We start from the raw sequence: 12,482 nt of genomic DNA on the forward strand, positions 1-12,482 counted from the left end.
AGGAAGACGCGCCCAGACTGGGCGATGGACACGGACTCCCGTGCTCTCGCACCCGCCGTCGGAGTGGTCGTCCTCGTCGGTGTGACGGTGCTCCTGGCCGCGACCGTCGGGTCGTTCGCGCTGGCCGCGTCCCCGACGCCGAGCACCGCCACACCGGTCGCGCTCTCGATGACCGTCACCGGAGACGGGACCGTCGTCCTCGAACACGGTCCCGGCCCACCGCTCGACGTTCGCGACCTCCGTATCCGGGTTCGGGTCGACGGCGAGGCCCTGCGCCACCAACCGCCGGTACCGTTCTTCGCGGCGCGTGGATTCGTCTCCGGACCGACGGGCCCGTTCAACGTCGCGGCCGACTCGACGTGGGCGGTCGGCGAGCGGGCCACCTTCCGAATCGCGGGGTCGAACCGCCCGTCCGTCGCAGTCGGTGACCGGGTCGTCGTCCACGTCGTCGAGCGAACGGGGCGGACGTACGTCCTCGAAGCCGTCGTGGAGCAGTAGCGGCCGTCGCCGGTCGGGTCGGTCGTTGGTTGGTCGTCAGGCGGTCGTCAGGGCGGTCGTCGGGTGCTACTCGGGGACGCGTGCGAGGCTGACGATGGCGCGGGGGCTACCGGGACTCGCCTGGAGCACGCGGTGTTCGACGTCGTCGAAGCCGGCCTCGCGGAACATCCGGTCGGCCTCCTCCTCGTCGTAGAACAGCATGATGGCGTCGGCGACCTTCTGGAAGAGCGAGGATTTCGGGTAGTCCGGGCCGACGACGAGGACCTTCCCGCCGGGTTCGACGACGCGGCGGAACTCTTCGAGCGCGTCGACGGGGTTCGGCCAGTACTCGATGGACCCCGAGGACCAGACGGCGTCGAAGGCGTCGTCGCGGAAGGGGAGACGCTCCGCGTCGCCCATCGTGAACGAGACGGGGTCGTGTTTCCCGAGTTTGTCGAAGGCCTTCTCGAGTTGGTGGGGACTCTGGTCGAGTCCGACGACGTCGTCGGTGTAGCGGAGCAGTCCCTCGGTCCCGAAGCCGGTCCCACAGCCCACGTCGACGACCCGGTCGTCGGCGTCGAGGTCGAGCATCTCCAGGGCCTCGTCGCGCATCGCCTCGTTCCAGATGAACGGGTTCACCCGGTCGTACACCTTCGAGAGGTACTTGTAGAAGAGGCGTGCACGCGACTTGTCTTCGAGGACTCCCATTTTCGGGTTTGTAGGTGGGGAGTCAGTGAAAACGTCTTCGTCGTCGGCCGCCGAGCGGGCGCGATGGACCCCGAGCCGTCCGTAACTTTCGCAACTACCTTATAGCCGCTAGTTCAAGGACCCGACGTTAATGCCGAGGCCAGAGGTGCTCGAACAGATCAAGGAGGCCGAGCAGGACGCCGACGACATCGTGGCGGACGCTCGGGAGGAGTACCAACAACGGCTCTCGGAGGCGCGCAAGCGTGCAGACGAGATTCGGCAGGAAGCCGAGGAGGAGGCGCGACAGCTCAAAGACGAGCGTCTCTCCGAGGCCCGCGAAGAAATCGCCGAAGAGCGTGAGCGTATCCTCGAGGAGGGCCAGAACGAACGAGACGCGTTGACGGAGACGGCCGAAGAGAACGTCGACGAGGCCGTCGACTACGCGTTGGAGCGGTTCAAGGAGGCGGTACATGCTCAGACCTGAGCAGATGAGCAAGGTGTCCGTCGCGGGCACCAAATCCGTCGTCCGAGACGTCATCGACGTCGCCCACGAGCAGAACCTGCTCCACCTCACCGACTACCAGGGTGAGTACGAGGGGTTCGACACCGGGTCGCCCCTCGGCGGTGCCGAGGAGGCCGCCGACAAACTCGTGACGGCGCGTTCGCTCATCTCCATCCTCGGCGTCACCGAGGAGGACGCGGGTCCCTCGCGTATCGTCACCGAGGAGGCACTCGAAGACGAGTTCGAGGAGGTCCGCCAGGAAGTCAACGAACTCGACGACCGCCGCGACGAACTCGAGAGCGAACTCCAGTCGATCGAGGAGCGCATCGCCGCGCTCGAACCGTTCGTCGACCTCGGAATCGACCTCGACCTGCTGTCGGGCTACGACGCGCTCGAAGTCGCGGTCGGTCAGGGCGACGCCGACGCCATCGAAGACGCACTCGAGAGTGCCGAGGGCGTCGAGGCGTTCGACGTCCGCACGGGCGGCGACACCGTCGCGGTGTTCGTCTACCCCTCCGGTGAGACGGACGGGACGCTCGACGAGGCGCTCGTCGGCGTCGAGTTCACTCGCTTCGACGTTCCGGACGCCGAGGGGTCGCCCGAGGAGTACGTCCAGGAACTCGAACAGGAGCGGGAGACGCTCCAGTCGAAACTCGAAGCGGTCGAGAACGACCTCGAGACGCTTCGTCTCGAACACGGTGGCTTCCTCCTCGCCGTCGAGGAGGAACTCGACGTCGAGGTCCAGAAGGCCGAAGCGCCGCTCTCCTTCGCGACGACGGAACACGCCTTCTTCGCGGAGGGCTGGATCCCGACGAAGGACTACGAACAGTTCCGCTCGGCGCTCGTCAACCGTATCGGCGACCGTATCGAGGTCGAAGAGGTCGAACGGGCCGAGTACGACCTCGAGGAGCGCGAGTCGGTCTCGCCTGGACTGACGCAGGGAAGCACGGACGGCGAGGTCGTCACGGACGGTGGCGCGGGAACCGACGCCGACGGTTCCCGAGCCTCGTCGGAGCTCCGCTCGGACGGTGGTCACGCCGACGAGAAGGAGATCGACCACCCGCCGGTCGTCCAGGACAACCCCGGTCCGGTCAAGCCGTTCGAGATGCTCGTCCGGACCATCAACCGGCCGAGCTACTACGACCTGGACCCGACCATCGTGCTGTTCCTGACGTTCCCGATCTTCTACGGCTTCATGATCGGGGACATCGGGTACGGCCTGCTGTACACCGGTCTCGGTTACTGGATCTACAGCTCCTTCGAGTCGGACGCCATCGCGAGTCTCGGTGGGGTCGGCGTCATCGCCGGGCTCACCACCATCGTGTTCGGGTTGCTGTACGCCGAAGCGTTCGGCTTCCACCTCCCGTACACGCCGGTCATGCACAAGGGGCTCCAGCCCGCCGAAGTCGAGTGGGCCCAGCTCTGGCTGGTCCTCTCGCTGGCGGCCGCGCTCGTCCACCTGACGGCCGGTTACGCCTTCGACTTCGTGAAACAGCTCTCGCACGGCGTGAAGGACGCGGTCCTCGAGAGTGGCTCGTGGGTCGTCCTCATGTTCGGCGTCTGGATGTGGGTGTTCAGTCGTCACGCCGCCGGCGGGAAGCCCGAACTGCTGTTCAAGGTCCTCGACGGCCACCCCATCGCGCTCGGGTTCAACGGGTTCCCGGTCGCCGTCGGCTACGTGGGCCTCGCACTGCTGGTCGTCGGTTTCGTCCTCCTCGTCGCCGGGGAGGGCTTCATCGGCGCGGTGGAGAGTCTGAACGTGCTCACGCACGTCCTCTCCTACACGCGTCTCGCCGCAGTCATGCTCGCGAAGGGTGGGATGGCGTTCGTCGTCAACCTGCTCTTCTTCGGTGCCTACACCTACCACGGTGAGTTCCACTTCATGACCGGCACCACTGCAGAACAGGTCCTCCACCACCATCCCGAAGCGACCATCATGTTCGGTGGTCTCGTCCACGGTGGGGTCGCCGCCATCCTCGGCGGCCTCCTCATTCTGGTCATCGGACACGTCTTAGTGCTCGCGCTCGGCATCACCAGCGCCGGTCTACAGGCCATTCGCCTGGAGTACGTCGAGTTCTTTGGGAAGTTTTATGAAGGCGGTGGGAAGAAGTACGAACCGTTCGGACACGACCGATCCTACACCACTCAAGACTAATTAGCCATGATTGAATTCGTCACTGCGTTCGTCAGCACTCTCGCACTGATCGCTCAGCAAACCGGCGGCGTCGCCGTCCCCCCGGACACGGGCGCCGCTATCGGCGTCGGTCTCGCCGCACTCGGAGCGGGCGTCGCGGAAGGTGGCATCGGTGCCGCCGCCGTCGGCGCGATCGCCGAGGACGAGGAGTTCTTCGGTATCGGTCTCCTCTTCACCGTCATCCCGGAGACGCTCGTCATCCTCGCACTCGTCGTCATCTTCATCGTCTAAACCGATGAGTCTGGAAACGGTCGTCGAAGAGATTCGAGACGAAGCCCGCTCCCAGGCGGAGGAGATCCACGAGGAGGCCGAGCAGGAGGCCGACCGGATCGTCGAGGAGGCCGAGCAGGAGGCCGACGAGATCATCCAGGAAGCCGAACGCGAAGTCGAACGCGAGATCTCCCAGGAGCGAGAGCAGAAGCTCTCGAGCGCCAAACTGGAGGCCAAACACGAGCGGATGGAGGCACGCCGCGAGGCGATCGCCCAGGCTCGTGAGCAGGTCGAGGAGCGTATCGCGGACCTCTCCGGCGACGAACGCCGCGAGCTCACCCGCGAACTCCTCGAGGACGCCCTCGCCGAGTTCGACGAAGGCGAGGAACTCGCCGTCCACTACGCACCGGGCGACGAGGACCTCATCGAGGACCTCCTTTCGGACTACGACGGCGTGCACGTCGCCGGGGAGTACGACTGTCTCGGCGGCGTCGTCGTCGAGAGCGAGGAGTCGCGTGTCCGCGTGAAGAACACGTTCGACTCCGTCCTCGACGACGTCTGGGAGGACGAATTGAAGCAGATCAGTAATCGGCTGTTCGACGAAGGCGACGAGGAAGAATGAACGTGATCAGCCGCGACGCGTCGAACTACGCGTACGTCAACGCGCGGGTGAAGTCGCGGCGAGCCGACCTTTTCGAGGAAGAGGACTACCGCAAGTTGATGCGGATGGGGCCGGGCGAGATCGCCCGCTTCATGGAAGAGAGTGAGTACGAAGAGGAGATCAACGCACTCGGGTCCCGTTACTCGGGCGTCGACCTCATCGAGTACGCGCTCAACCAGAACCTCGCGAAGCACTTCGACTCGCTGCTGCAGTGGTCGCAGGGTCGGCTCTACGACCTCATCTCGCGCTACCTGCGAAAGTTCGACGCTTGGAACGTCAAGACCGCGATTCGCGGTGCGTACACGCACAGCGACGTCGAAACGATCGACACCGACTTCATCCGCGCCGGCGAGTTCGACGACTCGTTCCTCACCCGTCTCGAAGAGGCGGGCGAGGTCGAAGCCGTCGTCGACCTGCTCGAGGACACCATCTTCGGGCCGGCGCTGGCGGACGCGTACGACGAGTTCGAGGAGACCGGGACGCTCGTCCCGCTCGAGAACGCCGTCGACCGAACGTTCTACGACGAACTCCTCTCGGGCATCGGCGCCGCCTCGGAGAGCGGCACCCGGGAGTTCGTGAAGTTCCTCCAGGCGGAGATCGACTTCCGGAACGTCCGGAACGCACTCCGACTCGCGCGGAGCGGGTCGGACCTCGACCCGACGGAGTACTTCATCGAGGGTGGTCGACTCTTCTCGGCCTCCGAACTCTCGAACCTCGTCGGGAACCTCGACGAACTCGTCGCACGCATCGAGTCGAGTCACTACGGGGACGAACTCTCGGAGGCGCTCGAAGAACTCGAGGACGCCGACAGTCTCATCCAGTTCGAGCACGCCCTCGACGCGGCGTTGCTCTCCTACTCCGACCACCTCTCGAAGGTGTTCCCGCTGTCGGTCTGTCCCGTCCTCGGCTACGTCCTCGCGAAGGAGCGGGAGGTCGACAACATCCGCGCCATCGCGCGTGGCCGTGAAGTCGGTCTCACCGAGGAAGACATCGAGGAGGAACTCGTCGTACTATGAGTCAGGAAATCGCCGTCATCGGTAGTCCCGAGTTCACGACTGGGTTCCGCCTCGCCGGCGTCCGGACGTTCGAGAACGTCCCGGACGACGAGAAGAACGAGGAACTCGACGACGCCGTCGAACGCGTCATGGCGGACGACGACGTGGGCATCGCCGTGATGCACGCGGACGACCTGGAGTACCTCTCCCGGCAGGTCCGCGAGACCGTCGAGACCAGCGTGGAACCCACGTTCGTTACCCTCGGGAGCGGAACCGCGGGTAGCGGTGGGCTGCGCGACCAGATCAAACGCGCAATCGGTATCGACCTGATGGCAGAAGACGAAACTTAGACATGAGTCAGGCACAACAACCCGAGACCCAGGATACGGGCGAAATCGAGAGCGTGAGTGGTCCGGTTGTGACCGCCACGGACCTCGACGCGCAGATGAACGACGTCGTCTACGTCGGCGACGAAGGGCTGATGGGCGAGGTCATCGAAATCGAAGGACCGATCACTACGATTCAGGTGTACGAGGAGACGTCCGCGGTCGCACCCGGGGAACCCGTCGAGAACACGGGCGAACCGCTGACCGTGGACCTCGGCCCCGGCATGCTGGACTCCATCTACGACGGCGTCCAGCGTCCCCTCGACGTCCTCGAGGAGGAGATGGGCGCGTTCCTCGACCGTGGTGTCGACGCACCCGGCATCGACCTCGAGAAGACGTGGGAGTTCGAACCCACCGTCGAGGTCGGTGACGAGGTCGAACCCGGCGACATCGTCGGGACCGTCGAGGAGACGGTGAGCATCGAGCACAAGGTCCTCGTCCCCCCGAACTTCGAGGGCGGCGAGGTCGTCGAGGCCAAGTCTGGCGACTACAACGTCGAGCAGACGGTCGTCGAACTCGACAACGGCGAAGAAGTGACGATGCACCAGGAGTGGCCGGTCCGCGAGGCCCGACCCACCGTCGACAAGGAGTCGCCGACGGAGCCGCTCATCACCGGCCAGCGCGTCCAGGACGCGCTCTTCCCGCTCGCGAAGGGTGGGACGGCCGCGATCCCGGGTCCGTTCGGCTCCGGGAAGACCGTCACCCAGCAGCAACTCGCCAAGTGGTCCGACGCGGACATCGTCGTCTACATCGGCTGTGGCGAGCGCGGGAACGAGATGACCGAGGTCATCGAGGACTTCCCCGAACTCGAGGACCCCCAGCGCGGGAACCCGCTGATGGCACGGACGACGCTCATCGCGAACACGTCCAACATGCCCGTCGCGGCCCGCGAGTCGTGTATCTACACCGGCATCACCATCGCCGAGTACTACCGCGACATGGGCTACGACGTCGCGCTGATGGCCGACTCCACCTCCCGGTGGGCCGAGGCCATGCGCGAGATCTCCTCGCGTCTCGAGGAGATGCCCGGCGAGGAGGGCTACCCCGCCTACCTCGCCGCCCGTCTCGCACAGTTCTACGAGCGTGCGGGCTACTTCCAGAACCTCAACGGTTCCGAGGGGTCCATCTCCGTCGTCGGCGCCGTTTCGCCGCCGGGCGGTGACTTCTCCGAACCGGTCACCCAGAACACGCTGCGAATCGTGAAGACGTTCTGGGCGCTGGACGCCGACCTCGCCGAGCGTCGGCACTTCCCCTCGATCAACTGGAACGAGTCCTACTCGCTGTACAAGGACCAACTCGACGCGTGGTGGGTCGACAACGTCGCCGAAGACTGGCCCGAGGAGCGCCAGTGGGCGGTCGACGTCCTCGACGAGGAGGACGAACTCCAGGAGATCGTCCAGCTCGTCGGGAAGGACGCCCTCCCAGAGGACCAGCAGCTCACCCTCGAGGTGGCGCGCTACCTCCGCGAGGCGTTCCTCCAGCAGAACGCGTTCCACGACGTGGACACGTTCAGTGAACCGGAGAAGACCTACCGGATGCTGACCGCGATCCACCACTTCAACGACGAGGCGTTCGAGGCGCTCGACGCCGGTGTCCCGGTCGAAGAGATCACCGCCATCGACGCCGCGCCGAAGCTCAACCGGATCGCCACCCAGGAGGACTGGGAAGAGTACATCGACGAACTCGAAGCAGAGATCACCGAACAGCTCCGGGAGAAGTACTAATGAAAGAGTACCAAACTATCACCGAGATCAGCGGCCCGCTGGTGTACGTCGAGACCGACGAACCCATCGGCTACGACGAGATCGTCGAGATCGAGACCCCGGATGGCGAGGTCAAGCGTGGGCAGGTCCTCGAGACCACCGAGACCCACGTCGCCATCCAGGTCTTCGAGGGCACGGAGGGTATCGGTCAGGACGCGTCCGTCCGGTTCCTCGGCGAGACGCTCAAACTTCCCGTCACCGAGGACCTCCTCGGACGGGTCATGGACGGCTCCGGCAACCCCATCGACGGCGGTCCGGACATCGTCCCCGACGAGCGTCGCGACATCGTCGGCGCCGCAATCAACCCGCACGCACGCGAGTACCCCGAGGAGTTCATCCAGACGGGCGTCTCCGCCATCGACGGCATGAACACGCTCGTCCGCGGACAGAAGCTCCCGATCTTCTCCGCGTCCGGGCTCCCGCACAACGAACTCGCACTCCAGATCGCCCGTCAGGCGACCGTCCCCGAAGAGGACGAGGAGTCCGAAGAGGGCGAGGGCACCGAGTTCGCCGTCGTCTTCGGTGCGATGGGTATCACGGCCGAAGAGGCCAACGAGTTCATGGAGGACTTCGAGCGCACGGGCGCACTCGAACGCTCGGTCGTCTTCATGAACCTCGCCGACGACCCGGCCGTCGAGCGGACCATCACCCCGCGGATGGCGCTCACCGCCGCCGAGTACCTCGCGTTCGAGAAGGACTACCACGTCCTCACCATCCTCACGGACATGACCAACTACTGTGAGGCGCTCCGCGAAATCGGCGCGGCCCGTGAGGAGGTCCCCGGCCGCCGTGGCTACCCCGGGTACATGTATACCGACCTCGCGCAACTCTACGAGCGCGCCGGCCGTATCGAGGGCCGCGAAGGGTCGGTCACCCAGATCCCCATCCTCACGATGCCGGGCGACGACGACACCCACCCGATCCCGGACCTCACTGGCTACATCACCGAGGGCCAGATCATGATGGACCGCGACCTCAACAGCCAGGGCGTCAAGCCCCCGGTCAACGTCCTCCCGAGCCTCTCACGGCTCATGGACGACGGGATCGGCGAGGGCCTCACCCGCGAGGACCACGGCGACGTCTCCGACCAGATGTACGCCGCGTACGCCGAGGGTGAGGACCTCCGCGACCTCGTGAACATCGTCGGTCGCGAGGCCCTCTCCGAGCGCGACAACAAGTACCTCGACTTCGCGGACGCCTTCGAGGCCGAGTTCGTCCAGCAGGGCTTCGACACGAACCGCGAACTCGAGGAGACCCTCGACATCGGATGGGAGATCCTCTCCCTGCTCCCGAAGGAGGAACTCTCGCGTGTCGACGAGGACCTCATCGAGAAGTACTACCAGGAAGACGCCGACGTCGACGTCGACTCCGAGGAAGGCGAGGAGAGCTCGCCCGTCGGGGCCGACTAACTCCCCACAACAATGGCCGAAGACGTCAAGCCGACGCGCAAGAATCTGATGGAGATCGAGGACCGCATCGAACTCTCCGAGCGCGGTCACGATACGCTCGAACAGAAGCGCGACGGTCTCATCATGGAGTTCATGGACATCCTGGATCAGGCCCAGGACGTCCGCGAGGACCTCGAGGACCAGTACGATGAGGCCCAGAAGAAGATCAACATGGCCCGCGCCATGGAGGGGGACGTCGCGGTGCGCGGCGCCGCAGCGGCGCTCAAAGAGCACCCCGAGATCACCCTCGAGTCGAAGAACATCATGGGCGTCGTCGTGCCCCAGATCGAGTCCACGAAGGTCAAGAAGAGCCTCGACGAGCGTGGCTACGGCGTCATCGGCACGAGTTCCCGCATCGACGAGGCCGCCGACGCCTACGAGGAACTGCTCGAACTCATCGTCCTCGCCGCCGAGGTCGAGACGGCGATGAAGAAGATGCTCGAAGAGATCGAGCAGACCAAACGCCGCGTGAACGCCCTCGAGTTCACCGTGCTCCCGGACCTCTACGAGTCCCAGGAGTACATCGAGCAGAAACTCGAAGAGCAGGAACGCGAGGAGATCTTCCGGATGAAGAAGGTCAAGGCGAAGAAAGAAGAGCAGGAAGCGGCCGAACGTCGCGAGGAAGCCGAGTCGGTCGAAGCCGCCTCGCAGTAGCGGTACCCGCGACCCCGATCTTTTCACCTCCCTTTTTGCGCTCCACTCGCGTAGTGGTGGCTATGCCCTGCCCCGAGTGCGGCGCCCAGACGCTCGACTTCCACCTTTTACGTCGCTCGGCCACCACCACGTGTCCTCGCTCGCAAAATCTGGACCAAAAGCGGCGGGGAGCCGGAGGTGTGTCGTAGTGCCCTGCCCCGAGTGCGGCGCTCAGACACTCGACTTTCCCGTCCCGAGCGACGCCCGCGACCACCTCCCCGACGAGCGGGAGGGCGCGACGCTCTGCACCCAGTGTCTCGCCGTGACGCCACTCGACGACCCGCCCGCAGACTATCCCGACTTCACCACGGTCAGCGAGGCGTTCCCGTCGGACGGCGAGACGGCCGCCGTCCTCGCCTGTCTGCTCGCCGTCGTCGACTCCCTCGCACTCTACCGCAGCGAGGTCGACGCTCTCGCGACGCTGGCTGAGGGCCGGGGCGTCGACGTCCTCCTCTTCCTCCACCGCCTCGACCGCGACGAGAGTGTCGACCCGCACTTCGACGTCGAACGGCGCGAACGACAACTCGAACAGCTCATCTGAGCCGTCGTCTCACTCCATGGAGAGGTGCGTCGTGTCACCGACGAGCACGTCCCGGCACTGTCGCGCGATTCTCGCACCGGCCAAACGAGTCTGAAGACGAATATAACGAACGTCGAAACTCTCTGTACGCTCTGTAAACGCCGTACAGCGGCCTGTATAATGATTGTATCTGACAAACCTATCAGCAAGGAAATACTTTTCTGCGTCGGCGACCTACGACTAGTCGTAATGAGTGCGAAGTCCCAGTGGTTCGGTCTCGGAGCACAGCTCGACGAAGAGACGCGCGAGGAACTCACCAAGACGGTCGCCGGCTGGGCGAACGGTCTCCGCCGCATTCCTCACGCGTAATCCCGCCTTTTTCGTCGCGTCGGTCGAGTTCCCCGTAGCGACTGCTGACGCCGTCGATTCTCTCTATCGCGAACAGTAACGGCCGTCGGTGTCCGTGAAAAGTAGCGGTGCTCAGACGCCGGTCGAGTAGCGGAGGATGCCCGCGATTCCACCAAACGCGTTCAGGAGTTGTTCGCCCTTCTCGAAGTCCGTACTGATGAACTTCGTCTCCGTCCCGCGCTGGTCGGCGAGTCGAGTGAGGTGTTCGATGGCGTCTTCGCGGTCGGCCTCGTCGGCCTCGACCGTCTCACCGCACGTCGAGCACTCGTGGTCGGGCGTGTCGGCACGCCGGTCGACGAGTTCGCGGTCGGTGTGGCCGTTCGGGCACTCGTAGACGACGACGTCCTCGCGGAGGTCTTCGGAGATGAGGAGGCGGTCGACGGCACCCATGTTGAGGTTCTTGCGGGTCTGGTCGAACCCGTAGGTGGCGAGTTCGCCGCCGTGGAGTTCCTCGAAGAAGGTCTCCATCTCGTTTTTGTCCTCCATGAGCGCCGCGTCGGCGAGCGCCTCTTCGCCGGCGTCGACGAGGTCGTAGAGACCGGACTCGTCCGTGTAGGAGACGTCGAACTTCCCGAGGACCTTGTCCTGGAGTTCGTGGTGGAGGTAGTCGCCGTCGAGGAACTCGTCTTTCGTCGGTGAGGGACCGCCCACGAGGATGCCGTCGAGGTTGTGGCGCTCGGGGACGAACAGGTCGTCGGCCATCTCCGCGACCTCCTGGTAGAAGTTGTCGATGGCTTCGAGGCGGAGGCGGGCGAAACGCTGGGCGGACTGACCACCTTTGCGCTGCTTGCCCGGCACCAGCGACGTCGCGGACTTCACGGGTTCGACGCGCTTGCCGCGGAGCCACCCGACGTTCGCCTCGCGGCGGTCGAGGACGATGAGGCCGTAGAGGCCCTTGTCCTCCAGCATGTGCTCGAGGGGTTCGGTGAGGAACTCCGAGTCACAGTGATAGCGGAAGGACTCGACCGATTGGGGTGGGTTCTCCAGCACCTCGGTGACCATGTCCGTCCGGCCGCCGCCGGTGTCGACGGCGCCGGAGAAGAGGACCATCCCCCGCTCCGGTGGCTCGCCGCCGTAGTACTTCAGGCGGTCCTTGATGGACGTGAGGGCGTCCTGGACGTTGGTCCGGGTCTGCTTCGACTTGATGTTCGACGCCTCGGAGTGCTCTTGGGTGACGTGGGCGACGACGTCGGAGATCCGCTTGTCCGGGGGGACGTAGATGGTGACGAGTTGCGTCCCAGAACCGGAGTACTCCTTCAGGTCCTCGATGACCTTCTGGAACTCGTACTTCTTTCGGTCCTCGGACGGTTCGCCCTCCTGTTCACTCATTACGGGAAAATAGCCGACGAGGCGGTAAGTATGCTTTGACCTGTGCGGTCGACGCCGTCGTAGCGGCCCACGACGGCGGGGGCAGAACTCGGGAAGACGCCGGTTGCGTGTCGCTTCGTTCGCTCCGAATCTCTCTGCTCACGGTTTCACCGCTCGCGATAACGTGGTTCCTACGGAACCACGCTTCTCGTGGGTCGTCCCTCTCCACT

13 protein-coding genes are annotated in these 12,482 nt (G+C 64.9%); 11 read left to right on the plus strand and 2 right to left on the minus strand.

Features of this window, described 5'->3' with window-relative positions; translation table 11 throughout:
• The first annotated feature begins 24 nt into the window (after positions 1-24).
• Positions 25-498, plus strand: a complete 474-nt coding sequence (locus P0Y33_RS13875) for a type IV pilin N-terminal domain-containing protein (protein ID WP_279527984.1) — start codon at positions 25-27, stop codon at positions 496-498.
• 66 nt (positions 499-564) lie between these two features.
• On the opposite strand, the gene P0Y33_RS13880 is transcribed toward P0Y33_RS13875, so the two are convergent.
• Entirely contained in the window at positions 565-1,185 is a 621-nt protein-coding gene (locus P0Y33_RS13880) for a methyltransferase domain-containing protein (RefSeq protein WP_279527985.1), read from the minus strand.
• Between the two features lie 130 nt (positions 1,186-1,315).
• Between P0Y33_RS13880 and ahaH the strand changes: the two genes are divergently transcribed.
• The 10 genes from ahaH to P0Y33_RS13930 all read left to right on the plus strand — a co-directional run bounded on the left by ahaH (position 1,316) and on the right by P0Y33_RS13930 (position 10,557).
• Positions 1,316-1,648: an ATP synthase archaeal subunit H gene (ahaH, locus tag P0Y33_RS13885; RefSeq protein ID WP_279527986.1), complete on the plus strand. Its 333-nt coding sequence runs from the start codon at positions 1,316-1,318 to the stop codon at positions 1,646-1,648.
• Entirely contained in the window at positions 1,635-3,821 is a 2,187-nt protein-coding gene (locus P0Y33_RS13890; RefSeq protein ID WP_279527987.1) for a V-type ATP synthase subunit I, read from the plus strand. The genes ahaH and P0Y33_RS13890 overlap by 14 nt, the downstream gene beginning before the upstream one ends.
• A 6-nt stretch (positions 3,822-3,827) precedes the next feature.
• Positions 3,828-4,091: a hypothetical protein gene (locus P0Y33_RS13895; RefSeq protein ID WP_279527988.1), complete on the plus strand. Its 264-nt coding sequence runs from the start codon at positions 3,828-3,830 to the stop codon at positions 4,089-4,091.
• Between the two features lie 4 nt (positions 4,092-4,095).
• Complete coding sequence (locus P0Y33_RS13900) at positions 4,096-4,692, plus strand: V-type ATP synthase subunit E (RefSeq protein ID WP_279527989.1); 597 nt, start codon at positions 4,096-4,098, stop codon at positions 4,690-4,692.
• Positions 4,689-5,747, plus strand: a complete 1,059-nt coding sequence (locus P0Y33_RS13905; protein WP_279527990.1) for a V-type ATP synthase subunit C — start codon at positions 4,689-4,691, stop codon at positions 5,745-5,747. Before P0Y33_RS13900 ends, P0Y33_RS13905 begins: the two co-directional genes overlap by 4 nt.
• A complete protein-coding gene (locus P0Y33_RS13910) occupies positions 5,744-6,076 on the plus strand; it encodes a V-type ATP synthase subunit F (protein ID WP_279527991.1) in 333 nt (110 codons plus the stop codon). The genes P0Y33_RS13905 and P0Y33_RS13910 overlap by 4 nt, the downstream gene beginning before the upstream one ends.
• A 2-nt stretch (positions 6,077-6,078) precedes the next feature.
• Complete coding sequence (locus P0Y33_RS13915; protein ID WP_279527992.1) at positions 6,079-7,836, plus strand: ATP synthase subunit A; 1,758 nt, start codon at positions 6,079-6,081, stop codon at positions 7,834-7,836.
• Positions 7,836-9,284 (plus strand): ATP synthase subunit B, encoded by a 1,449-nt coding sequence (locus P0Y33_RS13920; RefSeq protein ID WP_279527993.1) that lies wholly within the window; start codon positions 7,836-7,838, stop codon positions 9,282-9,284. The genes P0Y33_RS13915 and P0Y33_RS13920 overlap by 1 nt, the downstream gene beginning before the upstream one ends.
• Before the next feature lie 12 nt (positions 9,285-9,296).
• Positions 9,297-9,977 carry a V-type ATP synthase subunit D gene (locus P0Y33_RS13925; RefSeq protein ID WP_279527994.1) on the plus strand — a complete coding sequence of 227 codons (681 nt, stop codon included), beginning with the start codon at positions 9,297-9,299 and terminating at the stop codon, positions 9,975-9,977.
• A 187-nt stretch (positions 9,978-10,164) separates the two neighbouring features.
• The gene (locus tag P0Y33_RS13930; RefSeq protein ID WP_279527995.1) at positions 10,165-10,557 is read left to right on the plus strand and encodes a DUF6276 family protein; all 393 of its coding nucleotides are present in this window, start codon (positions 10,165-10,167) and stop codon (positions 10,555-10,557) included.
• A gap of 459 nt (positions 10,558-11,016) precedes the next feature.
• Here P0Y33_RS13930 and prf1 read toward each other — a convergent pair whose 3' ends face one another.
• Positions 11,017-12,273, minus strand: coding sequence for a peptide chain release factor aRF-1 (gene prf1, locus P0Y33_RS13935; RefSeq protein WP_279527996.1), 1,257 nt, complete (start codon positions 12,271-12,273; stop codon positions 11,017-11,019).
• Positions 12,274-12,482 lie beyond the last annotated feature (209 nt).

Origin of the sequence: Halospeciosus flavus (assembly GCF_029814175.1) — an archaeon.
Taxonomy (GTDB): domain Archaea; phylum Halobacteriota; class Halobacteria; order Halobacteriales; family Halobacteriaceae; genus Halospeciosus; species Halospeciosus flavus.

Bases quoted from the DNA above. Each gene is read 5' to 3' on its own strand.
- P0Y33_RS13875 (WP_279527984.1), top strand. From the start codon at position 25: ATGGACACGGACTCCCGTGCTCTCGCACCCGCCGTCGGAGTGGTCGTC.
- P0Y33_RS13880 (WP_279527985.1), bottom strand. From the start codon at position 1,185: ATGGGAGTCCTCGAAGACAAGTCGCGTGCACGCCTCTTCTACAAGTAC.
- ahaH (WP_279527986.1), top strand. From the start codon at position 1,316: ATGCCGAGGCCAGAGGTGCTCGAACAGATCAAGGAGGCCGAGCAGGAC.
- P0Y33_RS13890 (WP_279527987.1), top strand. From the start codon at position 1,635: ATGCTCAGACCTGAGCAGATGAGCAAGGTGTCCGTCGCGGGCACCAAA.
- P0Y33_RS13895 (WP_279527988.1), top strand. From the start codon at position 3,828: ATGATTGAATTCGTCACTGCGTTCGTCAGCACTCTCGCACTGATCGCT.
- P0Y33_RS13900 (WP_279527989.1), top strand. From the start codon at position 4,096: ATGAGTCTGGAAACGGTCGTCGAAGAGATTCGAGACGAAGCCCGCTCC.
- P0Y33_RS13905 (WP_279527990.1), top strand. From the start codon at position 4,689: ATGAACGTGATCAGCCGCGACGCGTCGAACTACGCGTACGTCAACGCG.
- P0Y33_RS13910 (WP_279527991.1), top strand. From the start codon at position 5,744: ATGAGTCAGGAAATCGCCGTCATCGGTAGTCCCGAGTTCACGACTGGG.
- P0Y33_RS13915 (WP_279527992.1), top strand. From the start codon at position 6,079: ATGAGTCAGGCACAACAACCCGAGACCCAGGATACGGGCGAAATCGAG.
- P0Y33_RS13920 (WP_279527993.1), top strand. From the start codon at position 7,836: ATGAAAGAGTACCAAACTATCACCGAGATCAGCGGCCCGCTGGTGTAC.
- P0Y33_RS13925 (WP_279527994.1), top strand. From the start codon at position 9,297: ATGGCCGAAGACGTCAAGCCGACGCGCAAGAATCTGATGGAGATCGAG.
- prf1 (WP_279527996.1), bottom strand. From the start codon at position 12,273: ATGAGTGAACAGGAGGGCGAACCGTCCGAGGACCGAAAGAAGTACGAG.